The organism is Klebsiella sp. GFKo11 (assembly GCF_056490265.1).
The window spans coordinates 2,012,685-2,037,690 of record NZ_CM151369.1; the positions used below are offsets into that span (position 1 = coordinate 2,012,685).

At 53.6% G+C, this 25,006-nt stretch carries 24 protein-coding genes; 17 read left to right on the top strand and 7 right to left on the bottom strand.

Going from position 1 to position 25,006, the window contains the following annotated elements:
- Window positions 1-104: 104 nt before the first annotated feature.
- Together AC07P6_RS09775 and cirA are read left to right on the top strand one after the other, a co-directional pair.
- Window positions 105-1,574, top strand: coding sequence for an amino acid permease (locus tag AC07P6_RS09775; RefSeq protein ID WP_304260602.1), 1,470 nt, complete (start codon window positions 105-107; stop codon window positions 1,572-1,574).
- Window positions 1,575-1,876: 302 nt separating this feature from the next.
- On the top strand, window positions 1,877-3,850 hold the full coding sequence (gene cirA / locus AC07P6_RS09780) for a catecholate siderophore receptor CirA (protein WP_182239965.1): 1,974 nt from the start codon (window positions 1,877-1,879) through the stop codon (window positions 3,848-3,850).
- Window positions 3,851-3,968: 118 nt separating this feature from the next.
- On the opposite strand, the gene AC07P6_RS09785 is transcribed toward cirA, so the two are convergent.
- Window positions 3,969-4,085: a Hok/Gef family protein gene (locus AC07P6_RS09785; RefSeq protein WP_434663993.1), complete on the bottom strand. Its 117-nt coding sequence runs from the start codon at window positions 4,083-4,085 to the stop codon at window positions 3,969-3,971.
- A gap of 336 nt (window positions 4,086-4,421) precedes the next feature.
- The gene (gene fghA, locus AC07P6_RS09790; RefSeq protein WP_478316117.1) at window positions 4,422-5,258 is read right to left on the bottom strand and encodes an S-formylglutathione hydrolase; all 837 of its coding nucleotides are present in this window, start codon (window positions 5,256-5,258) and stop codon (window positions 4,422-4,424) included.
- A 368-nt stretch (window positions 5,259-5,626) separates the two neighbouring features.
- On the opposite strand from fghA, the gene folE reads away from it, so the two are divergent.
- The 9 genes from folE (at window position 5,627) to AC07P6_RS09835 (ending at window position 14,573) form a co-directional block, all read left to right on the top strand.
- Window positions 5,627-6,295: a GTP cyclohydrolase I FolE gene (folE, locus tag AC07P6_RS09795; RefSeq protein ID WP_110272395.1), complete on the top strand. Its 669-nt coding sequence runs from the start codon at window positions 5,627-5,629 to the stop codon at window positions 6,293-6,295.
- A 14-nt stretch (window positions 6,296-6,309) separates the two neighbouring features.
- Complete coding sequence (yeiB, locus tag AC07P6_RS09800) at window positions 6,310-7,467, top strand: DUF418 domain-containing protein YeiB (protein ID WP_478316118.1); 1,158 nt, start codon at window positions 6,310-6,312, stop codon at window positions 7,465-7,467.
- 155 nt (window positions 7,468-7,622) lie between these two features.
- Window positions 7,623-8,645, top strand: a complete 1,023-nt coding sequence (galS, locus tag AC07P6_RS09805) for an HTH-type transcriptional regulator GalS (RefSeq protein WP_112213092.1) — start codon at window positions 7,623-7,625, stop codon at window positions 8,643-8,645.
- A 291-nt stretch (window positions 8,646-8,936) separates the two neighbouring features.
- Entirely contained in the window at window positions 8,937-9,935 is a 999-nt protein-coding gene (gene mglB / locus AC07P6_RS09810) for a galactose/glucose ABC transporter substrate-binding protein MglB (protein ID WP_110272398.1), read from the top strand.
- 118 nt (window positions 9,936-10,053) lie between these two features.
- Entirely contained in the window at window positions 10,054-11,574 is a 1,521-nt protein-coding gene (mglA, locus tag AC07P6_RS09815; RefSeq protein WP_110272399.1) for a galactose/methyl galactoside ABC transporter ATP-binding protein MglA, read from the top strand.
- A gap of 15 nt (window positions 11,575-11,589) precedes the next feature.
- The gene (mglC, locus tag AC07P6_RS09820) at window positions 11,590-12,600 is read left to right on the top strand and encodes a galactose/methyl galactoside ABC transporter permease MglC (protein WP_434662381.1); all 1,011 of its coding nucleotides are present in this window, start codon (window positions 11,590-11,592) and stop codon (window positions 12,598-12,600) included.
- Window positions 12,601-12,816: 216 nt separating this feature from the next.
- Window positions 12,817-13,488 (top strand): CsgG/HfaB family protein, encoded by a 672-nt coding sequence (locus AC07P6_RS09825; protein WP_182207384.1) that lies wholly within the window; start codon window positions 12,817-12,819, stop codon window positions 13,486-13,488.
- Window positions 13,489-13,560: 72 nt separating this feature from the next.
- Window positions 13,561-13,917 carry a DUF4810 domain-containing protein gene (locus AC07P6_RS09830; protein WP_182207383.1) on the top strand — a complete coding sequence of 119 codons (357 nt, stop codon included), beginning with the start codon at window positions 13,561-13,563 and terminating at the stop codon, window positions 13,915-13,917.
- A complete protein-coding gene (locus AC07P6_RS09835; RefSeq protein WP_478316119.1) occupies window positions 13,914-14,573 on the top strand; it encodes a DUF799 domain-containing protein in 660 nt (219 codons plus the stop codon). Before AC07P6_RS09830 ends, AC07P6_RS09835 begins: the two co-directional genes overlap by 4 nt.
- Window positions 14,574-14,659: 86 nt before the next feature.
- Here the strand turns inward: AC07P6_RS09835 and sanA are convergent, their stop codons facing one another.
- From sanA to AC07P6_RS09860, 5 genes are all read right to left on the bottom strand, one after another.
- Window positions 14,660-15,376, bottom strand: coding sequence for an outer membrane permeability protein SanA (gene sanA, locus AC07P6_RS09840; RefSeq protein WP_182239957.1), 717 nt, complete (start codon window positions 15,374-15,376; stop codon window positions 14,660-14,662).
- A gap of 124 nt (window positions 15,377-15,500) precedes the next feature.
- Window positions 15,501-16,385, bottom strand: a complete 885-nt coding sequence (gene cdd / locus AC07P6_RS09845) for a cytidine deaminase (protein WP_478316120.1) — start codon at window positions 16,383-16,385, stop codon at window positions 15,501-15,503.
- Between the two features lie 127 nt (window positions 16,386-16,512).
- Window positions 16,513-17,208: a CidB/LrgB family autolysis modulator gene (locus AC07P6_RS09850; RefSeq protein ID WP_110272403.1), complete on the bottom strand. Its 696-nt coding sequence runs from the start codon at window positions 17,206-17,208 to the stop codon at window positions 16,513-16,515.
- Entirely contained in the window at window positions 17,205-17,603 is a 399-nt protein-coding gene (locus tag AC07P6_RS09855) for a CidA/LrgA family protein (RefSeq protein ID WP_112213099.1), read from the bottom strand. The genes AC07P6_RS09850 and AC07P6_RS09855 overlap by 4 nt, the downstream gene beginning before the upstream one ends.
- Window positions 17,604-17,724: 121 nt before the next feature.
- Window positions 17,725-18,642, bottom strand: a complete 918-nt coding sequence (locus tag AC07P6_RS09860; RefSeq protein ID WP_434662386.1) for a LysR substrate-binding domain-containing protein — start codon at window positions 18,640-18,642, stop codon at window positions 17,725-17,727.
- A gap of 126 nt (window positions 18,643-18,768) precedes the next feature.
- Between AC07P6_RS09860 and mhbT the strand changes: the two genes are divergently transcribed.
- From mhbT to dusC, 6 genes are all read left to right on the top strand, one after another.
- Window positions 18,769-20,127 carry a 3-hydroxybenzoate transporter MhbT gene (mhbT, locus tag AC07P6_RS09865; protein ID WP_478316121.1) on the top strand — a complete coding sequence of 453 codons (1,359 nt, stop codon included), beginning with the start codon at window positions 18,769-18,771 and terminating at the stop codon, window positions 20,125-20,127.
- Window positions 20,128-20,138: 11 nt separating this feature from the next.
- A complete protein-coding gene (gene gtdA / locus AC07P6_RS09870; RefSeq protein ID WP_478316122.1) occupies window positions 20,139-21,176 on the top strand; it encodes a gentisate 1,2-dioxygenase in 1,038 nt (345 codons plus the stop codon).
- Between the two features lie 24 nt (window positions 21,177-21,200).
- On the top strand, window positions 21,201-21,899 hold the full coding sequence (locus AC07P6_RS09875) for a fumarylacetoacetate hydrolase family protein (RefSeq protein ID WP_434662394.1): 699 nt from the start codon (window positions 21,201-21,203) through the stop codon (window positions 21,897-21,899).
- An 8-nt stretch (window positions 21,900-21,907) separates the two neighbouring features.
- Window positions 21,908-22,552 (top strand): maleylacetoacetate isomerase, encoded by a 645-nt coding sequence (gene maiA, locus AC07P6_RS09880; protein ID WP_182207654.1) that lies wholly within the window; start codon window positions 21,908-21,910, stop codon window positions 22,550-22,552.
- A gap of 8 nt (window positions 22,553-22,560) precedes the next feature.
- Window positions 22,561-23,754: a 3-hydroxybenzoate 6-monooxygenase gene (locus AC07P6_RS09885; RefSeq protein ID WP_478316123.1), complete on the top strand. Its 1,194-nt coding sequence runs from the start codon at window positions 22,561-22,563 to the stop codon at window positions 23,752-23,754.
- Between the two features lie 250 nt (window positions 23,755-24,004).
- Window positions 24,005-24,943, top strand: a complete 939-nt coding sequence (gene dusC, locus AC07P6_RS09890; protein ID WP_434662398.1) for a tRNA dihydrouridine(16) synthase DusC — start codon at window positions 24,005-24,007, stop codon at window positions 24,941-24,943.
- Window positions 24,944-25,006: the final 63 nt, after the last annotated feature.

The window sequence follows — 25,006 nt, forward strand, 5'->3', positions numbered from 1 at the left end:
ATGCTCGATCATGAAGCTCTCTTATAACTTTGCAATTGTATCGGATGGATCACAGACACTCTGCTACAATCTCGCCTCGTTTTTTGGATGGATAGCATTTTCACATGGTTTCGGATACTAAAACCACAGAAGCGCCCGGTTTACGCCGTGAACTGAAGGCGCGCCACTTGACCATGATCGCTATTGGCGGTTCCATCGGTACAGGTCTTTTTGTTGCCTCTGGCGCAACCATATCTCAGGCGGGCCCAGGCGGCGCGCTGCTTTCTTATATTCTTATTGGTCTGATGGTCTACTTCCTGATGACCAGCCTCGGCGAGCTGGCGGCGTTTATGCCGGTATCCGGCTCTTTTGCCACCTATGGGCAAAACTATGTCGAGGAAGGCTTCGGCTTCGCGCTGGGCTGGAACTACTGGTACAACTGGGCGGTAACCATCGCCGTTGACCTCGTCGCCTCACAGCTGGTGATGACCTACTGGTTCCCTGATGCGCCCGGCTGGATCTGGAGCGCGCTGTTCCTCGGTATTATGTTTCTGCTGAACTGGATCTCGGTAAAAGGTTTTGGCGAAGCGGAATACTGGTTCTCCCTGATTAAAGTCGCCACCGTCATTATCTTTATTATTGTCGGCGTGATGATGATCCTCGGTATCTTTAAAGGGGCACAGCCCGCAGGCTGGAGCAACTGGGGTATTGACGATGCGCCATTCGCCGGTGGTTTCTCGGCGATGATTGGCGTGGCGATGATTGTCGGCTTCTCGTTCCAGGGAACCGAGCTTATCGGTATTGCGGCGGGCGAGTCAGAAAACCCGGAGAAGAATATTCCACGCGCCGTGCGTCAGGTGTTCTGGCGTATCTTGCTGTTCTATGTGTTTGCGATTCTGATTATCAGCCTGATCATTCCGTATACCGATCCGAGCCTGCTGCGTAACGACGTGAAAGATATTTCCGTGAGTCCGTTTACGCTGGTGTTCCAGCATGCGGGTCTGCTGTCGGCGGCGGCGATTATGAACGCGGTTATTTTGACGGCGGTGCTGTCAGCGGGTAACTCCGGGATGTATGCCTCCACGCGTATGCTCTACACCCTGGCCTGTGATGGCAAAGCGCCGCGCATTTTCTCTAAGTTGTCAAAAGGCGGCGTGCCGCGTAATGCACTGTATGCCACAACCGTGATTGCGGCACTGTGTTTCCTGAGCTCGATGTTCGGTAATCAGACCGTTTACCTGTGGTTGCTGAACACCTCCGGGATGACCGGTTTTATTGCCTGGCTGGGGATTGCCATTAGCCACTATCGTTTCCGTCGTGGCTACGTGCTGCAAGGGCACGATCTGAATAATCTGCCGTATCGTTCAGGTTTCTTCCCGCTGGGACCGATCTTCGCCTTTGTTCTGTGCCTGATTATTACGCTTGGCCAGAACTATGAAGCGTTCCTTAAAGACACCATCGACTGGGGCGGCGTCGCGGCAACCTATATTGGTATTCCGCTGTTCCTGGTTATCTGGTTTGGTTACAAGCTGGCGAAGGGGACGCGTTTTGTCCGCTACAGCGAAATGAAGTTCCCAGAGCGTTTCAAGGGCTAAGGCGAGCGACCATAATAGTTAAAACCCTCTTTTTAAGAGGGTTTTTTTATGTCTGAATCCATTACAAATTGATACATTTCTCCATAATTGTATTGATAATTGGAATCATTATCCTTATCATTTACACCAAATTCAGGATGAAGCCAATCCCCATATCTTGCAGACGGTCAGACTGACAAGGGGCGACCAGCCACATCTACTGTAAAAAATTACGCGCATATCGCCGATAGAGCGATAGGCCGACAGTACCTGTGAGCAGCACCCTTTTGTTTGTTTTGTAGTACACCTCATGGAGATATGGAATGTTCAGGTTAAACCCTTTTGTCCGGGCCGGATTATGCGCGTCCGTCGTATCACTGGCGTTTCCGGCGCTTGCCGCCGTTAACGAAGAAACGCTGGTCGTCACCGCTGCGGCAACTGAACAGAGCGTAAAAGATGCTCCTGCCAGTATTAGCGTTATCACCCAACAGGATTTGCAGCGTAAACCGGTTCAGAATCTGAAGGATGTTCTGCGAGATGTTCCCGGCGTGCAGCTTACTAACGAAGGGGATAACCGCAAAGGCGTCAGTATCCGCGGTCTTGATAGCAGCTATACGCTGATCCTCATTGACGGTAAACGCGTTAACTCGCGCAACGCCGTGTTCCGCCACAACGATTTCGACCTCAACTGGATCCCGGTTGATGCGATTGAACGTATCGAAGTTGTGCGCGGACCGATGTCTTCACTTTATGGCTCCGATGCCCTTGGCGGCGTGGTGAACATCATCACCAAAAAAGTCGGCCAACAGTGGACCGGTACCCTGAGCGCTGACACCACCATTCAGGAACATCGCGATCGCGGTGATACTTATAACGGTCAGTTCTTCACCAGCGGCCCGCTAATTGACGGCGTGCTGGGTATGAAAGCTTACGGCAGCCTGGCGAAACGCGCCAAAGACGATCAGCAGGCTTCCAGCAATGCTGCAGGCGAAACGCCGCGCATTGAAGGCTTCACCAGCCGCGACGGTAACGTCGAATTTGCCTGGACCCCAACGGACAATCAGGATATTACCGCGGGCTACGGTTTCGATCGCCAGGATCGTGACTCTGACTCTCTTGACCGTAACCGCCTTGAGCGGCAGAACTACTCCCTAAGCCACAATGGCCGCTGGGATGTTGGCAACAGCGAGCTGAAATTCTACGGTGAGAAAGTCGATAATAAAAACCCAGGCCAGGCCGGGACGATCACTTCTGAAAGCAACTCCGTAGATGGTAAATACGTCCTGCCGCTAGGAATGATTAACCAGCTACTGACCTTCGGCGGTGAATGGCGTCACGACAAACTCAAAGATCCGGTTAACCTGAGCAGCGGCGGTAAATCTACCTCCGCCAGCCAGTACGCACTGTTCCTTGAAGATGAATGGCGAATCATCGAGCCGCTGGCGTTAACCACCGGTATTCGTATGGACGATCACCAGACTTATGGCGATCACTGGAGCCCGCGTGCTTACCTGGTCTATACCGCCACCGACACCGTGACCGTGAAGGGCGGCTGGGCGACGGCATTCAAAGCGCCATCCCTGCTGCAGTTGAATCCAGACTGGACCACCAACTCCTGCCGTGGTTCATGCAGTATTATCGGTAACCCGGATCTGAAACCGGAAACCAGCGAAAGCTTCGAGCTCGGTCTTTATTACCGTGGCGAAGAGGGCTTGCTGGAAGGTGTGGAAGGGAGCGTCACGACTTTCCAGAACAACGTTGATGATATGATTGATATCCTGCGTACCTCCAGCGCTAGCGAAGCGCCGGGCTACCCGAACTTTGTCGGCTGGAAAACGGTCAACGGCAAGCGAGTGCCGGTCTTCCGCTACTTCAACGTCAATAAGGCGCGTATCAAAGGGGTTGAAACCGAAGTGAAAGTGCCGTTCGGTGACGAATGGAAGCTGACGGTGAACTACACCTATAACGATGGTCGCGACCTGAGTAACGGCGGCGATAAACCGCTGCAAACGCTGCCGTTCCATACTGCCAACGGCACCCTCGACTGGAAACCGCTGGACGACTGGTCCTTCTACGTGACCGCCAACTATACCGGCGAGCAGCGTGCGGTCAGCTCTACGGGCAAAACGCCGGGTGGCTACACTATGTTTGATATCGGTGCGGCGTGGAACGTGACTAAAAACGTCAAACTGCGCTCCGGCGTGCTTAACGTCGGCGATAAAGATCTGAACAGAGACGATTACAGTTACACCGAAGAAGGCCGCCGTTACTTTATGGCCGTCGATTACCGCTTCTGATTAGGCCAATAAAAGAGGGCTGGCAGGTTTCCCTGTCAGCCCTCGCTAAAGGCGCTTGTGGCGAAGCCGGACAGCCTCAGGCCTGAAAAGCGGTGGGAAATCCCACCGCTCCAGGTTGCTACTTACCGGGTTCGTAAGCCATAAAAGCAGCCACCTCCCTGTTCATATCACGGTAACGAATTTCGCAGAGCGATTTTCTTACCATCAGGGTGAAAACTAATAGCGTGATACACACGATTAGCAGACACCAGATCAGGGCGTTGTGTGGCACCTTCATGGCTTGTTCTCCTTGCCTTTCGGCGGGTAAGAGACTAACCTGATGTTGTCTTGACATACAGATTGCCTCGTGGGTGAGTATATTACCTTCGGGGCTTTCTTCTTTCTGCCTCAGTACAACGATAAAGCTCAATATTGCCCTGAGGCGAAAGCCTCAAGCGCCGCTAAAAATCATACCCCTCAAAGCCAGAAAACACACTATCTCTCTGTATATATTAGTTTTTATGACTATTTGATGGTGAGGAATTTTGCATATGAATGCGCCGCGAACGTTTTTCACGGCGTATTGAAAAGATTATTTAAAGAGGTGTTGGGCATGGAAGCGCAGGTGATCCTCAATAAATGAGGCAATAAAATAGTAGCTGTGATCGTAACCGGGCTGAATACGCAGGGTTAACGGCCAGCTTTTCTGCCGCGCGGTTTCCGCCAGCACCGCCGGTTGCAGCTGCTCAGCGAGGAATGAATCGCTATCGCCCTGGTCAATCAGTGTTGGGATAGCATTCTCTTCCTGGCTGGCTCGCATTAAGGCGCAGCTATCCCACGCCTGCCACGTTGCTTCATCGGTTCCCAGATAAGCGGTAAACGCTTTTTTACCCCATGGAACCTGAGTCGGGTTAACGATTGGCGCGAAAGCCGACACGCTGGTGAAACGACCCGGGTTTTTCAACGCCATAACCAGCGCGCCGTGACCACCCATCGAATGCCCGCTGATAGCGCAGCGCTCGCTGACTTTGAACTCGCTGGCGATAAGTTGCGGCAGTTCGTCGCGAAGATAATCGTACATGCGAAAATGTGCGGACCACGGCGCCTGGGTGGCATTGAGATAAAAGCCTGCGCCTTTGCCCAGATCGTAGGCGCTATCGTCAGCAACGCTATCGCCACGCGGGCTGGTATCCGGCATCACCAGCGCAATGCCCAGTTCGGCGGCGACCCGCTGTGCGCCCGCTTTGGTGGTAAAGTTTTCATCGTTACAGGTCAGCCCGGAAAGCCAGTAGAGAACCGGCGGCGGCGTATCTGTGCGAGATGGGGGGAGAAAGATGCTGAACGTCATGGCGCAGTTCAGCGTCGTGGAGTCGTGCCGCCAGCGTTGCTGCCGACCTTCATAACAGCGGTGCTCTTCGAGCAGTTCCATGCAGGGCTCCTTATGGGTTATGCGCGTAATTTTCCATAATACAGATATTTCATTCGCCCGTGAGTAACTTTCACTTTCTCCTTTTCGGAACGTATTGCATCATTAATGCAACTTTTAACCAACATACTGAAGTTGCCATCGCGTCAGGAATTGCGCTATGTGCCTGGTATTGTGTTGGTTGCGGCAATGGGAGTAAGGCGTTGCGTGACGCATCGGAATACGCCGGTCTGGCGGCGTGGAACGAGAGGTGACGCCAATTTCAACAATTATCGATGCGGCTACTGGATTCTGTGCGTCACCTCACGCACAATGAATACAAACTTTGCCCTCAGAAGAGCAAAGAGCGCCACACCTGCAGGAGAACAAAAATGTCATCACTGAGTAAAGAAGCCGTACTCGTTCATGAAGCGCTGGTCGCTCGTGGGCTGGAGACGCCGCTGCGTCCGCCAGTGCAAGAAATTGATAATGAAACTCGTAAACGTCTGATCGCCGGACACATGACCGAGATTATGCAGCTGTTAAACCTTGATCTAAGTGATGACAGCCTGATGGAGACGCCGCATCGCATCGCAAAAATGTACGTTGATGAGATCTTCTCTGGCCTGGATTACGCCCGCTTTCCCAAAATCACCGTCATCGAAAATAAGATGCAGGTTGATGAAATGGTGACCGTGCGTGATATCACCCTGACCAGTACCTGTGAACACCATTTTGTGACGATTGACGGTAAAGCGACGGTGGCCTATATCCCGAAAGATTCGGTGATTGGCCTGTCGAAAATCAACCGTATTGTGCAGTTTTTCTCCCAGCGCCCGCAGGTGCAGGAGCGACTGACGCAGCAGATCCTCACCGCGCTGCAAACGCTGCTGGGCACCAGCAACGTCGCGGTCTCGATCGATGCGGTTCACTACTGTGTAAAAGCGCGCGGTATCCGCGACGCGACCAGCGCCACCACCACCACATCGCTGGGCGGCCTGTTTAAATCCAGCCAGAATACCCGCCAGGAGTTCCTGCGCGCCGTACGCCACCACAACTAAACGGAGCAGGGTACATGGAGAGAAATGTCACGCTGGACTTTGTCCGCGGCGTCGCCATCCTCGGTATCCTGCTACTGAATATTAGCGCCTTCGGTTTGCCGAAGGCCGCTTACCTCAACCCGGCGTGGTCCGGGAGCATTTCTGTTAGCGACGCCTGGACCTGGGCAATTCTCGATCTGTTTGCGCAGGTTAAATTTCTGACTCTGTTCGCACTGCTATTTGGCGCAGGCCTTCAGCTTCTGCTGCCGCGCGGCAAGCGCTGGATCCAATCGCGCCTGACGCTGCTGGCGCTGCTCGGCTTCATCCATGGTCTGTTTTTCTGGGACGGCGATATTCTGCTGGCCTACGCTTTGGTGGGACTGGTGAGCTGGCGGATGGTGCGCGACGCCCATGATGCTAAATCCCTCTTTAATACCGGCGTGGTGCTGTACGTCATCGGCATTGCGGTGCTTCTGCTGCTGGGACTGATTTCCGGCAATACGCCCAATCGTTCGTGGATGCCCGATGCCGCGAATTTGCAGTATGAGCAGTTCTGGAAGCTGAAGGGCGGTTTTGAAGCGGTGAGCAACCGCGCCGATATGCTGTCGGACAACCTGCTGGCGCTGGGTGCGCAGTACGGCTGGCAGCTGGCGGGCATGATGCTGATGGGGGCGGCGCTGATGCGCAGCGGTTGGCTCAAAGGGCAGTTCAGCCTTCGTCACTACCGTCGTACTGGTGCGCTGTTGATTGCTGCCGGAATGGCGGTCAATTTGCCCTCTATTCTTGCCCAGTGGCATCTTGGCTGGGACTACCGCTGGTGCGCATTCTTGTTACAGGCGCCTCGCGAGCTGAGCGCGCCGCTGCAAACCATTGGCTACGCGGCGCTGGTCTGGGGCTTTTGGCCGCAGCTGTGTAAACTGCGGCTGGTGGGGGCAATAGCCTGCGTTGGGCGCATGGCGCTCAGCAATTACCTTTTGCAAACGCTGATTTGCACTACGCTGTTTTACCGCTTTGGCCTGTTTATGAAGTTTGACCGCTTACAGCTGTTAGCCTTCGTGCCGACGGTGTGGGCGGTAAATCTTATCTTCTCGTGGCTTTGGCTGCGTCATTTCCGTCAGGGCCCCGTTGAGTGGCTATGGCGTCAATTAACCCTGCGTGCGTCAGGGACATCATTAAAAGATACATCAAGATAACGATCTGGATCACAATCATTAACAAAATGGATGTAACCGTTTCCATCCTTGTGACATCACTCACGTAGCGTGCAGCGCGTCGCTGCCAGAATAGCCACCTTGCTGAACACAGGAGGTGAGTGTGACGTACTGCAATTCTCTAAAGGTCGGTGAGTATGATCACCATTCGTGATGTCGCCCGTCAGGCGGGTGTTTCCGTCGCGACGGTCTCGCGTGTGCTCAATAACAGTGCGCTGGTGAGTCCGGATACGCGAGAAGCGGTAATGAAAGCGGTCACGCAGTTGGGTTATCGGCCCAATGCCAACGCTCAGGCACTGGCGACGCAGGTCAGCGATACCATCGGCGTGGTGGTAATGGACGTATCGGATGCCTTTTTTGGCGCACTGGTCAAAGCCGTGGATACCGTCGCCCAGCAGCATCAGAAATATGTGCTGATCGGCAATAGCTACCATGAAGCGGAAAAAGAGCGTAACGCCATTGAAGTGCTGATTCGCCAGCGCTGCTCGGCGCTGATTGTCCACTCCAAAGCGCTGAGCGACGCGGAACTGGGTGATTTTATGGAACATATGCCGGGAATGGTGCTGATTAACCGCATTGTGCCGGGATATGCCCATCGCTGCGTCGGGCTGGATAACGTTAGCGGCGCGTTGATGGCAACCCGAATGCTGCTCAATCATGGTCACCAGCGCATTGGCTACCTCTCTTCCAATCACGGTATTGAAGATGATGATATGCGTCGGGAAGGGTGGCTCAGGGCGTTACATGAGCAGGGCATTACCGCTCCCGATAGCTGGGTCGGTTCGGGGTCGCCGGATATGCAGGGCGGAGAAGCCGCAATGGTTGAACTGCTGGGGCGTAATCTTGGTTTGACCGCCGTCTTTGCCTACAACGACAGTATGGCGGCTGGTGCATTGACTACCCTGAAAGACAATGGCATTGCTGTGCCGCAGCATCTCTCGCTGATCGGTTTTGATGATATCCCGATTTCCCGTTACACCGACCCGCAGCTGACGACGGTGCGCTACCCCATTATGTCGATGGCGAAACTGGCGACCGAGCTGGCGCTCCAGGGAGCGGCTGGAAAGCTTGATCGTGAGGCTAGCCACTGCTTTATGCCGACGTTGGTGCGTCGACATTCGGTGGCGCAGAGGCAAATTGTGGGTTCGATCACTAACTAATTATCTGCCTGATGTAACCGCTTTCAATCTGTGAGTGATTTCACAGTTTGTTAACATTAAGCTGACTATGATTGCTGCGTTTACGAGTCTGAACATACTATGTCACGGTGATTAATCACTTTTACAGTAGTCATCGGCAGTTAAACGATAGATAAAGCCGTTTTTCAGGAGCGTTACCCTACACGGAAGACCGAATTACAGTCGTGAATGTCGCTGTGCGGTAACATCAATGTAACACTCCCGCCAGCCATTTTCACACCAAAGACCCTGCATAATAAAACCGGAGATTCCATGAATAAGAAGGTGTTAACCCTGTCTGCTGTAATGGCTAGCATGTTATTTGGCGCCGCGGCACACGCAGCAGATACCCGTATCGGCGTGACGATTTATAAATATGACGACAACTTTATGTCTGTGGTGCGTAAGGCAATCGAAAAAGACGGCAAATCAGCGCCAGACGTCCAGCTACTGATGAATGACTCGCAAAACGACCAGTCCAAACAGAACGATCAGATTGATGTCCTGCTGGCAAAAGGCGTGAAAGCGCTGGCAATTAACCTGGTTGACCCGGCAGCAGCGGGCACGGTTATTGATAAAGCCCGTGGCCAGAACGTGCCGGTGGTATTCTTTAACAAAGAACCTTCCCGTAAGGCTCTGGATAGCTACGATAAAGCGTATTACGTCGGTACCGACTCAAAAGAGTCCGGCGTGATTCAGGGCGACCTGATTGCTAAACACTGGAAAGCAAATCCGAATTGGGATCTGAATAAAGACGGTCAGATTCAGTTTGTTCTGCTGAAAGGCGAGCCGGGCCACCCGGATGCTGAAGCGCGTACCACCTACGTGATTAAAGAGCTGAACGACAAGGGCTTTAAAACTCAGCAACTGGCGTTAGATACCGCAATGTGGGACACCGCTCAGGCCAAAGATAAGATGGATGCCTGGCTGTCTGGCCCGAATGCTAACAAAATTGAAGTCGTTATCGCCAACAACGATGCGATGGCGATGGGCGCGGTAGAAGCGCTGAAAGCCCACAATAAGAGCAGCATTCCGGTATTCGGCGTCGATGCGCTGCCTGAAGCGCTGGCACTGGTTAAATCTGGCGCGATGGCCGGTACCGTGCTGAACGATGCTAACAACCAGGCGAAAGCAACCTTCGATCTGGCGAAAAACCTGGCGGACGGTAAAGAACCGGCTGCTGGTACTAACTGGAAAATTGAGAATAAGATTGTCCGCGTACCGTACGTCGGTGTTGATAAAGATAATCTGAGCGAATTCACCAGCAAATAGTAGATTAATAAATTGCGGGCGTACGTGTTGTACGCCCGATTATTCCTGATACAGAACTCGTCCCTGCGCGCCGTTAATTCGTCGGCTGGGGTATGCACGCACGCAGCCAGGTATAACTATGGTCAGCAATAATAGCGAACGGTCAGGCGAATATTTGTTGGAAATGAGCGACATCAACAAATCGTTTCCTGGCGTCAAGGCGCTCGATAATGTGAACCTCAAGGTTCGTCCCCACTCTATTCATGCATTAATGGGGGAGAACGGCGCGGGCAAATCCACATTATTAAAATGCCTTTTTGGGATCTACCAAAAAGATTCCGGTAGTATTCTTTTTCAGGGAAAAGAGATCGATTTCCATTCGGCGAAAGAAGCCCTGGAAAACGGGATTTCAATGGTTCACCAGGAATTAAACCTGGTATTGCAACGTTCGGTGATGGATAACATGTGGCTGGGGCGCTATCCCACCAAAGGTATGTTTGTCGATCAGGACAAAATGTATCGCGATACCAAGGCTATCTTTGATGAACTGGATATTGATATCGACCCGCGGGCGCGCGTGGGGACATTATCAGTATCACAAATGCAGATGATTGAAATTGCGAAGGCGTTTTCCTATAACGCTAAAATCGTAATTATGGACGAGCCGACGTCTTCGTTGACCGAAAAAGAGGTCAATCATCTGTTTAAAATTATCCGTAAGCTGAAAGATCGCGGCTGCGGTATTGTTTATATTTCCCACAAGATGGAAGAAATTTTTCAGCTGTGCGATGAAATTACTATTCTGCGCGATGGTCAGTGGATCGCCACCCAGCCGCTGGAAGGGCTGGATATGGATAAGATCATCGCCATGATGGTTGGTCGCTCCCTGAACCAGCGCTTCCCGAGCCGTGAGAATACGCCGGGTGAGGTGATTCTCGAGGTGCGTAATTTGACCTCGCTACGCCAGCCGTCAATCCGTGATATCTCTTTCGACCTGCACAAAGGCGAAATTCTGGGTATCGCCGGACTGGTCGGCGCTAAGCGTACCGATATCGTTGAGACCTTATTTGGTATTCGCGAGAAAGCCAGCGGCACCATTAAACTGCACGGCAAGAAAATTAATAACCATAGCGCCAATGAAGCGATTAACCATGGTTTTGCGTTGGTTACCGAAGAACGCCGTTCAACGGGAATTTACGCCTATTTGGATATCGGTTTTAACTCGCTGATCTCCAATATTAAAAAATATAAAAATAAGGTCGGACTACTGGATAACTCGCGCATGAAAAGCGATACCCAGTGGGTTATTGACTCGATGCGCGTGAAAACCCCAGGGCAGCATACGCAAATTGGTTCGTTGTCCGGTGGTAACCAACAAAAGGTGATTATCGGTCGCTGGCTATTAACTCAGCCGGAAATTCTGATGCTCGATGAGCCGACGCGCGGAATTGATGTTGGTGCGAAGTTCGAGATTTATCAGCTGATCGCTGAGCTGGCAAAAAAAGAAAAAGGGATCATTATTATTTCCTCCGAGATGCCGGAGCTGCTGGGTATTACTGACCGTATTCTGGTAATGAGCAATGGTCTTGTTGCCGGAATTGTTGAGACTAAAACCACTACGCAAAACGAAATTCTCCGTCTTGCGTCGTTGCATCTTTAAGATCAGGGGCTTCCCATGAGTGCGTTAAATAAAAAGAGTTTTCTCACCTATCTGAAAGATGGCGGGATTTATGTAGTTCTTTTAGTGTTACTGGCTATTATTATTTTCCAGGACCCGACTTTCTTAAGTTTGCTGAACCTAAGTAATATTCTGACTCAGTCTTCAGTGCGTATAATTATTGCCCTCGGCGTTGCCGGGCTTATTGTTACCCAGGGGACAGACCTTTCCGCAGGGCGTCAGGTTGGGCTGGCGGCGGTTATCGCTGCGACGATGCTGCAGGCGGTGGACAATGCCAACAAGGTGTTCCCGGAAATGGCCACCATGCCGATTCCGCTGGTTATCCTGCTGGTCTGCGCGATTGGCGCAGTGATTGGCCTTATCAACGGCATTATTATTGCGTATCTGAACGTAACGCCGTTTATTACCACTCTTGGCACGATGATCATCGTTTATGGTATCAACTCACTGTATTACGACTTCGTGGGCGCATCGCCGATTTCTGGTTTCGATAGCCACTTCTCACAGTTTGCCCAGGGATTTATCGCGTTAGGGACCTTCCGCCTGTCGTATATCACCTTCTATGCGCTGATTGCCGTTTTCTTCGTGTGGATCCTGTGGAACAAGACCCGCTTTGGTAAAAACATCTTTGCTATCGGCGGCAACCCGGAAGCAGCGAAAGTTTCCGGTGTTAACGTCGCCCTGAACCTGCTGATGATTTATGCCCTGTCCGGCGTGTTCTACGCGTTCGGCGGATTACTGGAGGCAGGACGCATCGGCTCGGCGACCAACAACCTCGGCTTTATGTACGAACTGGACGCGATTGCGGCCTGCGTGGTGGGTGGTGTTTCGTTCAGCGGTGGTGTCGGCACCGTATTCGGCGTGGTGACCGGGGTCATCATCTTCACCGTCATCAACTACGGTCTGACCTATATCGGCGTTAACCCATACTGGCAGTACATTATTAAAGGGGCGATTATTATCTTCGCAGTGGCGCTGGATTCACTGAAGTACGCGCGGAAGAAATAAGTTCCTGGCCTGATGAAAGCTGCCTTTGGGCAGCTTTTTACTTTTTGCGGGTCTGGATCACGAAAGATGATATTGCTGTGAAAGTAGCTATTGGTTTTTTCATCTCAGAAATACATTAATATTTTTGGCAAAATGTAAACATATGTTTATATATTTTTCCTCAAGCTAGGGATATTATACTCGTTTGTTTTATTGATGATGGAAAGGACCTCATAAATGTTAAAGAAAATGATAGCCGCGGTAGGCTTGGGAAGCCTCATCTTATTAAGCGGTTGTGCGAAAGAATCATCCCGCTCTCTTGAAGTCGCTAAAGTTGCTACCTGGAATACCCCCTACCATGGCGCTCGCAGCCCAATTTCTGTCGGTAAATTTGATAACCGTTCCAACTATATGAACGGTATATTCTCCGATGGGGTTGACCGTTTGGGCAATCAGTCAAAAACCATTCTCATAACACATTTGCAACAAACTGGCCGGTTCAATGTTCTGGACCGTAGCAACATGGCCGAATTACAGAATGAAGCCAGTATCAAGGGAACCAGCCAGACGCTGAAAGGCGCTGACTATGTGGTTACCGGCGATGTTACTGAGTTTGGGCGAAAAGAAGTCGGCGATCATCAACTGTTTGGTATTTTGGGGAGAGGAAAGAGCCAAATCGCTTATGCCAAAGTGAATCTGAATATTGTGAATGTTCAGACTTCCGAAGTTGTTTTTTCATCCCAGGGGGCAGGGGAGTTTGAGCTTTCTAACCGTGAAGTGATTGGATTTGGCGGTACTGCGAGCTATGACTCGACCCTCAATGGAAAAGTGTTGGATCTCGCGATTCGCGAAGCCGTGAATAACCTGGTTGCGGGTATTGAAAGCGGTGCGTGGACGCCGGCAAAATAACGGCTCTGATTGCGATATTTCTCGTTTTTACACGGTGAAATATCGCTGTAAGCAATAATATGGATGTTAAAGATGAATATGATTCGCTCTGTTTTTATATTGCTTGTAGTAACCATATTGAATGGCTGCGCCAGCGGACCAAAGCCACTCTATAGCTGGAATGAATACCAGCCTGTGGTTTATGAATATTACGCTCTGGATATGGGGCCACAAGAGCAAATTGAGATATTAAAAAAAGACATTGAGAAAGCGCGCGCGAAGGCCCTTCCTGTACCTCCAGGGCTGCATGCTCATCTTGGGATGTTATATATCAATACAGGCCATCCGGAACTGGCGAAGACAGAATTTGAACAGGAGAAACGGCTGTTTCCTGAATCCACCCAGTTTATGGATTTTCTGTTGAAGAAAATGCAGGGAGGCAAAGTATGAAAAAGTTATATGTTTTGTGCGCAGGTCTATTGTTGTCCCTGTTGCTGAGCGGCTGTGCACCTAAAAAATCCTATGACTACACGGCATTCAGGCAAAGTAAGCCGAAGAGTATTCTGGTGCTGTTGCCGAAAAACGAATCACCAGACGTCAAAGCAGGCTATGGCGTACTTTCTCAGGTTACGTTGCCGCTTGCTGAGTCTGGATATTATGTTTTTCCTGTTGCTGTGGTAGAGAACACCTTTAAACAAAACGGGGTTGTAAATGGCGAGGAAATGCATAGTGTCAGCCACCAAAAGCTTAGAGAGATATTTGGTGCCGATGCGGTGCTTTATCTTAAGGTAACGGAATATGGAACTTCGTACCAGGTCATCAATAGTGATACGCGAGTCTCCGTTTCTGGAGAGCTTGTGGATCTTCGTACCGGAAAATTGCTATGGAAAGGTAGTGCGGTGGCTTCCAGCACCGAAAATGATGGCAGCGGAGGTTCGATTTTAGGCATGCTTATTCAGGCAGCGGTTGACCAGATAGTGAATACAATGACTGACAGAAGCTATAAGATTGCAGGCATTGCTGACACGCGCCTACTCACCCCACGGGCACCAGATGGTATCCTCTACGGTCCTCGCTCGCCAAAATACGGTAAAGATTTGCAATAGGGGCTTTCTATAAATGACCGATGTGCTTTTCAGCATCGGTCATTGTTATTGCATATTGAGAGTCGATATTTCATCGGATAGCAACATCACTTCTCTTTTTTCTGCAATTCCAGCAGCTGCTGCGGCGTGACCGCCGGATAAGACTGCGCGTCTTCCGGGACTTCCTGCTGGGCGGGGATAGGGATCAGTGGGCCTAAAAAGCGCGGTTCGCGTTTAAAAAGATAGAGGTCCGCCAGCGCGCCGAAGCGAGCGCCGAACTCGCGCAGTCGCACGCTCCACATATCTTTCGGTGACGGCACCGCATAGCACTGCGCCTGAATCCCCATATGCAGGGCGATAAACAGCGCCCGCTCGCAGTGGAAACGCTGAGTAATAATAATAAAGTCGTTAGTGTCGAAGACCTTACGGGTGCGCACAATCGAATCGAGCGTGCGGAAACCGGCGTAATCCAGCACGATATCCGCCGGATCGACGCCTGCTTTAATCAAATCGCGGCGCATGGTCATCGGCTCGTTATAGCTCTGCAACGCGTTATCGCCGCTCAGCAGCAGATAGTTCACCTTGCCGCTGTTGTAGGCGTTCAGCGCGCCCTGAATTCGGTAGCGATAATATTGATTGATGACGCCGGTGCGGTAGTACTTGGCGGTGCCCAACACTACGCCAACCTGGCGATAGGGCAGGTCCTGTAGCTCATCGTAGATATAGGGAGAGGTCTTCCAACTCATCCAGCGGTCGAGGCCCAGCACGGTTAACAGCAGCAAGCCGAACAGGACTAACAGGCTGTATAACACACGCTTTAACATGGACTTGGCTCAATAGTGAACGAGGGAGCCTTCAGGCTACTTTACCCGCCGGGCAAGCGCAAGAAACCGTCGTTTAATTGCGGGGATTTTCAACAATGCGGGCCGTTTGGCCCGCAGTCTGTGATTAGCCTAACAGTACGCGATCGATATTATGGCAGCCCAGCGCTTTCAGCGTCGCTACGGTCGCATCCCATTGAATCAGTGCCGCATCGGCCTTCTCGGCGAGAATAGCGCGCTGGATATCCGGGTAATCGTAGCCGTTGAGGCTCAGCAGATTGAGCGCGCCCTGTAACGGCGGCAGAGTCGGGTTAAAGGCAGCATTTTCGGCATAGCTGCCGGTGAAAATAGTCCCGTCTTTCAACTCCAGCGCCACGCCGGACGGGGCCTTGCTGTAAGGCATATGGCAGCGATTAGCCGCCTGAATCGCCGCCTGAGTCAGCGCGTCGCCGCTGAGCGGGAAGCCGTGATCTTGCTCATCCATCAGCAGGGTTTTGATTTCCAGATCTTTCGGTCCGAAAGCGTCTGGCAGATAGTGCTGGAGCGAATGCGCCTCGCGACCCGGCAAATGAATACGCAGCGCCAGCCCGCTGTTTAGTTCGTTCATAAACTGACGGCAGTGACCGCAAGGGGTGTAGTTAACGGTAATCGCCTGCAGAGACTTTTCGCCGCGCAGCCAGGCATGGCTAATGGCGCTCTGCTCGGCGTGCACGGTCTGCTGCATGGTAGCACCGAGAAACTCCATGTTACCGCCGAAATACCAGGTTCCGCTGACGCCGCGAGCCACCGCGCCAACGTTAAAGTGAGAAAGGTCAGCGCGGGCACAGGCCGCCGCTAGCGGCAGCAGAGTAAAGGCCAGCGCGTCTTCATCCAGACCCGTTGCGCTTTGCAGCGCTGCAACTTGCCCGGCGTTTAGCATCGCCGGAAAATGCGGGTCGGCCAGCATCGGGGCGATGGCCGCTTGCAGATCCGCCGCCAGTTGGGGAAGAACAGCTTGAAAACGTGGGTGCATAGCGTTGCCTCATAACAATGTAATGGAAATCTAGTGTACGGGTGGTTGTAACCTGTATATGTGATAAACATCTCATTGTTTGTGCAACTAATTAATGTTGCATTTAATAATGTGATTTAAATCACATTTAACCGACTATCGCCAAAATTACCGGAAACAAAAACGGTGCAATCAGCGAGGTGATAATCCCGCAAAGTACCAGCGCCAACGAGCTGAACGCCCCTTCCTGATAGTCGAGCTCTGCACAGCGAGCGGTCCCTAATGCGTGGGATGCGGTACCCATCGACAGCCCGCGGGAGGCTTTGGTGCGGATACGCATCAGGTTCAGTAGGGTGTGACCGAACACCGCCCCGAGAATACCGACGAAAATAACGCACACGGCGCTGATCGCCGGAATACCGCCAATGCTGCTGCTCACCGCCATGGCAATCGGCGTGGTGACCGATTTAGGTAAAATAGAAGCGGCAATCTGCGGAGTCGCACCCATCAGCAATGCAACGGTGGTGCCGGTGACCATCGCCACCACGCTACCAATAAAGCAGATGGTAATGATGGACTTCCAACGGGCGCGGATCTGGTGCAGTTGTTCATACAAAGGAAAGGCTAGAGCAACTACCGCTGGCTGCAGCAGGTCGTTAAGAATTTTGCTGCCGAGAAAATAGCGCTCGTATGAGATACCGGTTATCAGCAGAAAAGGAATCAGCACTACCATCGCTACCAGCAGCGGGTTGAGCAGCGGAAATTTAAACCGCGCCGCCAGCTTGCGGGCGAGGAAAAAGACGGCCAGGGTTAGCGGCAGCGACCACCAGATTTCATGGATCATTTGTCACGTCCTTTTTGTCCGACCACTTTGCGCTCCCCGTGAACCAGGTGCGAGCTCCAGCTGACCACCAAAAAGACCACCAGCGTGCTTATCGCACAGGAGACCACTACCGGGCCGAACTGCGCGCGTAGTAAATCCCAATATTGCATAACGCCTACGCCGATGGGCACAAACAGCAACGCCATATAGCGGATCAGAACATTGCAGCCGGGGTTAACCCACTGCGCGGGCATGATTTGCAACGCCAGCAAAAAGAACAAAATCAACATGCCAATAATGCTGCCAGGGATCGTTATCGGCAGCAGGGAGGAGATAAAAATACCGGCATATAAACAAGCATATATCAGCACGAAAGCGCGCAGATACTGCCAGACAATAATCAGTGATTGACTCATGGTAATAACCCTTGATGAACCACATTCATCATACAATTAAACCCAAAAATGTGCTACCGATCACATCATGAATTCTACGCATACCTGAGATAGAGATCTGGAACACTTGACCATACTGATTTCAGGGCGACGGCTGCAGGGATAGATAATGAAGAAAGCGGTTAAGTGCAAGTGACGGCGCTTCACTTTTTCGCCAGAACACGCCAACGCTACCTTTTTGTTCAATGCGCGGCAAATTAAGAATCACCAGCTGATGCTGCGCGGCGTAGCGCTGGGCCAGGCGCAATGAAAGAATCGATACCATATCGCTGCTTTGTAGCAGGTTGGTGGTGACGTTCATCGATGCCGATTCGATGGTGTTTTCCGGCAGCATTACGCCATTATCCACCAGCGCATTATCAATACTCAGGCGAATCGGGGTGCCGGTCGGCCAGACAATCCAGCGCCAGTGGGCGAGGTCGGCCCAACTTAACCGCGGTTTTTCCGCCAGCGGGTGGTCGGGACGGGCGACGAAGCACACCGGTTCGGTGTAGAGCACCCGGTAGCTCAGCGGCAGCTCGAGCGCTCGCCCGCCGACCCGGCCCACCACCACATCAACCACTCCAGCGAGCAGATCGTTGAGCAGAGGCGTCATCACTTTCTCTTCGATATTCAGGTGCAGAGTTGGCATCTCTTTAAGCAGCTCAAGAATAGCCTGCGAGACGCAGTCGGTCGCCACTGGCGAACAGCCGATCATCAGACTGCCTACCTGGCCGCCCTGCTTGAAACGCTCGATTTCATACTGCGATCGCGACATATCGTTAATTAGCCGCTGGGCATGCTGTATCAGCAGTTTTCCGCCTTCTGAGGGACGCAGGCCTTTGCTGTGGCGCTCGAACAAGGGCATACCGACTTCGTCTTCAAATTGGCTGAGCCATTTGGAAAGTGCAGGTTGCGTAATATTCATCATTTTCGCCACTTGCGTGAGATTGCCTTGCTCTCCCAGCGCCACCAGCATCTGCAGATGATGCAGCTTCAGTTTCTGCGTCCAGTTTGCCATCAGCGATAACCTCCAGGTTATGTCTATGCCCGAAATACCATTGTACATTTCATTGCTCGAGTTACAAAATCGCAACATAAAAGAAATAAATACAACATCTTCCTCTACCTGCACCGAGGCATAGCCATGACTCAACGACATGAATTGCAAAAGCTGCTGGATAGCGCACCGGTCGGTGCCCGTCAGTGGCGCGTGATTATCTGCTGTTTCCTGGTCGTCATGCTGGACGGCTTCGATACCGCCGCCATTGGTTTTATCGCACCGGATATTCGTAGCCACTGGCAGCTCACTGCCAGCGACCTCGCACCGCTGTTTGGTGCCGGATTGCTGGGCTTAACCGCCGGGGCGCTGCTCTGCGGCCCGCTTTCCGACCGCTTTGGTCGTAAACGGGTGATTGAATTTTGCGTCGCGCTATTTGGCTTGTTTAGCCTGCTTTCGGCGTTTGCGCCTGACCTGCAAATGTTGGTCATTCTGCGCTTTCTGACCGGCCTCGGCCTCGGCGGTGCGATGCCCAATACCATTACCATGACGTCGGAATATCTGCCTGCCCGGCGGCGGGGCGCGCTGGTGACCCTGATGTTTTGCGGATTCACCCTCGGCTCGGCATTCGGTGGCGTAGTCAGCGCCCAACTGGTACCGCTGATTGGCTGGCACGGCATTCTGGTACTCGGCGGTGTTTTACCGCTGATGCTGGCGGTGGCGCTGGTGCCGCTGCTTCCCGAATCCCCACGCTGGCAGATCCGTCGCCAGTTGCCGCAGGCGACTATCGCTAAAACCGTCAGCGCAATTACCGGCGAGCGCTATGACGACACCCATTTCTGGCTCGATGAACCCGCAGCAGGCGCAAAGGGCAGCATCAGTCAGCTGTTTGTGGGCCGCCAGTTACCCATTACGTTGATGTTATGGGTGGTGTTCTTTATGAGCCTGCTGATTATCTATCTGCTCTCCAGTTGGATGCCGACGCTGCTCAACCATCGCGGCATTGATTTACAGCATGCATCGTGGGTTACCGCCGCTTTCCAGATTGGCGGCACCTTTGGCGCGCTGCTGCTCGGAGTACTGATGGACCGTTTCAACCCTTTCCGGGTGCTGGCGCTGAGCTATGCCCTGGGCGCGGTCTGTATCGTGATGATTGGTCTGAGCGAGAACGGTCTGTGGCTGATGGCGCTGGCGATTTTCGGTACCGGTATCGGCATCAGCGGTTCGCAGGTCGGGCTGAATGCGCTGACCGCAACGCTCTATCCCACCCAAAGCCGCGCCACTGGCGTGAGCTGGTCAAACGCCGTGGGCCGCTGCGGGGCCATCGTTGGCTCGCTCTCCGGCGGCATGATGATGGCGATGAATTTCTCTTTCGACACCCTGTTTTTTGTTATCGCTGTACCGGCCGTTGTTAGCGCCGTGATGCTTATTCTGCTGACGCTTGCCGTCCGCAACCCGACATCTGTACCTGCCGCGCTGCCTTCTGCAGGCATCGTGAATAAATAAGGAGAAGAATAATGTCTCAATCCACCACGCAAGCAAACAACGGTCGTCAGCAGTTTTACCAGCATATTTCCGGGCAAAACCTGACGCCGCTTTGGGAGTCATTGCACCATCTGGTGCCGAAAACGCCGAATGCCACCTGCGCGCCGGCTTACTGGAACTATCAGGAGATTCGCCCGCTGTTGCTGGAAAGCGGCCAGCTGATTGGCGCGAAAGAAGCGGTGCGTCGCGTACTGGTGCTGGAAAACCCGGCGCTGCGCGGGCAGTCGTCGATTACGTCCTCTCTGTACGCCGGTTTACAGCTGATTATGCCCGGCGAAGTCGCGCCGAGCCATCGCCATAACCAGTCGGCGTTACGTTTTATCGTTGAAGGTGAAGGGGCGTTCACCGCCGTTGACGGCGAGCGCACGCAAATGCACGCTGGCGACTTTATCCTGACCCCGCAGTGGCGCTGGCATGACCACGGCAACCCCGGCAATGAGCCGGTTATCTGGCTGGATGGTTTAGACCTGCCGCTGGTGAACTATCTGGGCTGCGGGTTTGCTGAGGATTACCCGGAAGATCAGCAGCCGGTGACCCGTAAAGAGGGGGATTATCTGCCGCGCTACGCCGCCAATATGCTGCCGCTGCGCCATCAGGTCGGTAACTCTTCGCCCATCTTTAACTATCGCTATGACCGCAGCCGCGAGGCGCTGCACGATCTCACTCGTATGGGCGATGTTGATGAGTGGGACGGCTACAAGATGCGCTACGTCAACCCGGTCACCGGCGGCTACCCGATGCCGTCGATGGGGGCATTCCTGCAACTGCTGCCAAAAGGGTTTACTTCGCGAGCGGCGAAGACCACCGACAGCACTATCTATCACGTAGTGGAAGGTAGCGGTCAGGTCGCTATCGGCGAGCAGACTTTCTCTTTCCAGGCAAAAGATATCTTCGTGGTGCCGACCTGGCACGCCGTCTCATTTATTTCCGCCGAAGATACCGTGTTATTCAGCTTTTCGGATCGTCCCGTGCAGGAAGCTCTCGGCCTGTTCCGCGAAGCGCGTTATTAAAAATTAAAAATAAGGAAACGAATCATGACTCAATACGTTTTTGCACCCCAGGCCCCGATTAGCGTTCCGGTTGTTGGCAGCGAAGAGCAGTTCCCGGTGCGCCGCGTTTACTGTGTGGGGCGTAACTATGCCGCACACGCCCGCGAAATGGGGTTCGACCCGGATCGCGAACCGCCGTTCTTTTTCTGCAAACCCGCCGATGCGGTGGTGCCGGTTGCCGCAGGGGAAACGCTGAACCTGCCGTACCCGTCGCAAACCGATAACTACCACTATGAAATTGAGCTGGTGGTGGCTATTGGTAAGAAGGGCAGCGATATTCCGCTGGAGCAGGCCCATGAGTATATCTGGGGCTACGCCACCGGCCTGGATATGACCCGCCGCGACCGCCAAATGGAGATGCGCCAGATGGGCCGTCCGTGGGAAATCGGTAAAGCCTTCGACCTCTCCGCGCCGATTGCGCCGCTGCATAAAGCCGATACCGCAGATGTGAATCAGGCAGGGATCTGGTTACAGGTTAACGGCGAAGATCACCAGCGCAGCGATATCCGCCATCTGATCTGGTCGGTCAATGAAACCATCAGCTACCTGTCTGGTTTCTTCGAACTTCAGCCCGGCGACCTGATTTTCACCGGTACCCCGGAAGGCGTGGGCGCGGTGGTGAAAGGCGATGTGATCACCGGCAACGTAGAGGGTCTGACGCCAATCGCGGTTCGCGTGGTGTGAGGTGAATGATGAAGCTGTACAGTTTTTTTAATAGCTCGGCGTCATATCGCGTGCGGATTGCGCTGGCGCTGAAGGGCATTGACTACCAGAGCGTGGGGGTCAACATCCGCATCGGTCAGCAGAATGCGCTGGAGTATCGGCGGCTGAATCCTGTTGGCCTGGTGCCAACGCTTACCACCGACGAGGGTGAATCTCTCGGTCAGTCGCTGGCGATTGCGGATTGGCTTGACCGTCACTATCCGCAGCCGCTGCTGCTGCCGCAGGAGGATACCGCACGCATGCGGGTGCTGGAGATTGTTTATGCCATCGCCTGCGATATCCACCCGATTAATAACATGCGCGTTTTGCGCTACCTTGGCGACGAGCTGAAGGTGAGTGAAGAAGATAAAAAACGCTGGTATGCGCACTGGATCCAACAGGGATTTAGCGCCGTGGAGCAGCTGTTGCGCCACGCCAAATCCGGCAATTTCTGCGTGGGTGATACGCCAACGCTGGCCGACTGCTGCCTGGTGCCGCAGTGGGCTAACGCTTTGCGAATGGGCTGCGACCTGAGCCACTACCCACGCTGCCAGGCGGTCTATGACGCCTGTACCCGGCTGCCGGCGTTTATCGCCGCCGCGCCGGAAAACCAACAAGATAAGATCCCGGCTTAGGAGGCAACATGGCAAAAGTGATGCGAGCAATTATTGTCGGCGGCGGCATTGGCGGGGCGGCAACGGCGCTCTCTCTGGCACGCCAGGGCATCAAGGTGATGCTATTAGAAAAGGCCCATGAAATTGGCGAAATCGGCGCGGGGATCCAGCTTGGCCCAAATGCGTTCTCGGCGTTGGACAGCCTGGGTGTTGGCCAAATCGCCCGTCAACGTGCGGTATTTACCGATCACATCACCATGATGGACGCAGTAAACGGTGAAGAGGTTGTGTGCATTGAGACCGGGCAGGCCTTCCGCGACCACTTCGGCGGCCCCTATGCGGTGATCCATCGGGTGGATATCCACGCCACCGTCTGGGAAGCGGTGCTGACCCATCCCAGCGTGGAATATCGCACCTCCACGCAGGTGGTGGATATTCGTCAGACCGCCAATGACGTGACGGTCTTCGATGATAAAGGCAACAGCTGGACGGCCGATGTGCTGATCGGCTGCGACGGTGGAAAGTCAGTAGTGCGTCAGAGCCTGCTCGGCGATGCGCCAAGAGTGACCGGCCACGTGGTTTATCGCGCGGTGGTTGACACTACCGATATGCCGGAAGATTTACGTATTAACGCCCCGGTGCTGTGGGCCGGGCCGCACTGCCACCTTGTGCATTACCCGCTACGCGGCGGCAAGCAGTACAACCTGGTGGTAACCTTCCATAGCCGCGAAAAAGAAGAGTGGGGCGTGCGCGACGGCAGCAAGGAAGAGGTGCTTTCATATTTCAAAGGTATCCATCCGCGCCCCCGGCAGATGCTGGATAAGCCAACCTCCTGGCGACGCTGGTCCACTGCCGATCGCGAGCCGGTAGATAAATGGGGTAACGATCGCATTACGTTAGTCGGCGATGCGGCCCACCCGGTAGCGCAGTATATGGCCCAGGGGGCCTGCATGGCGCTGGAAGATGCGGTGACGCTGGGCAAAGCGCTGGCGCAGTGCGACGGCGATGCGGCCCGCGCGTTTGCGCTTTATGAATCTGTTCGCATTCCGCGCACCGCGCGTATCGTCTGGTCAACCCGCGAAATGGGGCGGGTTTATCATGCGGCCGGGGTCGAGCGCCAGGTGCACAACCTGCTGTGGAAAGGTAAAACCCAGAGTGAGTTTTATCGCGGTATCGAGTGGCTGTACGGCTGGAAAGAGGATAACTGCCTGGAAGCACGTTAACCGGCTGTGCATTTTCCGGGCGGTGCGGTCTGCGAGTTGGGTTGCCTGGACAGGCCCAACGCGGCTTCTGATTCTCTCCCCGGGGGCGGCGCCAGGCGCCTGCCCGGGCTACGGGTTCACCGTCGTCTGCGGGCCGGTAGCCCGGACAGATGCGCAGCATCGCCTCCGGGAAAACCGACACAGCCCCTTTCAACCCGCCCCGGGAGGCGCTACCATAGCGCCTCTTTTTTTCCGGGCAATGATAAACAATATGCGTGTATTACTGGCGCCGATGGAAGGTGTGCTCGATTCGCTGGTACGCGAGCTGCTGACCGAAGTGAATGATTACGATCTCTGCATCACCGAATTTTTGCGCGTGGTGGATCAGCTCCTGCCAGTAAAATCGTTCTATAAGTTGTGTCCGGAATTGCACAACAATAGCCTGACGCCGTCCGGTACCCGCGTGCGCATTCAGTTGCTCGGGCAGTATCCGCAATGGCTGGCGGAAAACGCTGCCCGCGCGGTCGAGCTTGGCTCCTGGGGCGTTGACCTCAACTGTGGCTGTCCGTCAAAGCTGGTCAATGGTAGCGGCGGCGGGGCGACGTTGCTCAAAGACCCCGAACTTATCTATCGCGGCGCGAAGGCGATGCGCGAGGCTGTGCCGGATCATCTACCGGTGACGGTCAAAGTACGTCTTGGTTGGGATAGCGGCGAGCGGCAATTTGAAATCGCCGATGCGGTTCAGCAGGCGGGGGCCAGCGAGCTGGTGGTTCACGGGCGCACCAAAGAGGACGGTTATAAAGCGGAGCGCATCAACTGGCAGGCCATCGGCGAAATTCGTCAGCGCCTGACCATCCCGGTGGTCGCCAACGGCGAGATCTGGGACTGGCAGAGCGCTCAGGATTGCATGGCCGTGACCGGCTGCGACTCAGTGATGATTGGCCGCGGCGCGCTGAACGTGCCGAATTTAAGCCGGGTGATCAAATATAACGAACCGCGCATGCCATGGCCTGAAGTGGTCGGGCTACTGAAAAAATACGCTCACCTGGAAAAACAGGGTGACACCGGCCTTTATCACGTTGCGCGTATCAAACAATGGTTGGGTTATTTGCGCAAAGAATACCTGGAAGCCTCTGAGCTTTTTAGCGCAGTACGCGCTCTGCAGGATTCAAAGAGCATTGCACGCACAATTAACGACTGGCGTAGTTAAACTATCTGACCTGCATCACATTTTTCTGCTTGTCCCATTGAGATTACCCAGCGGACAGTGAAA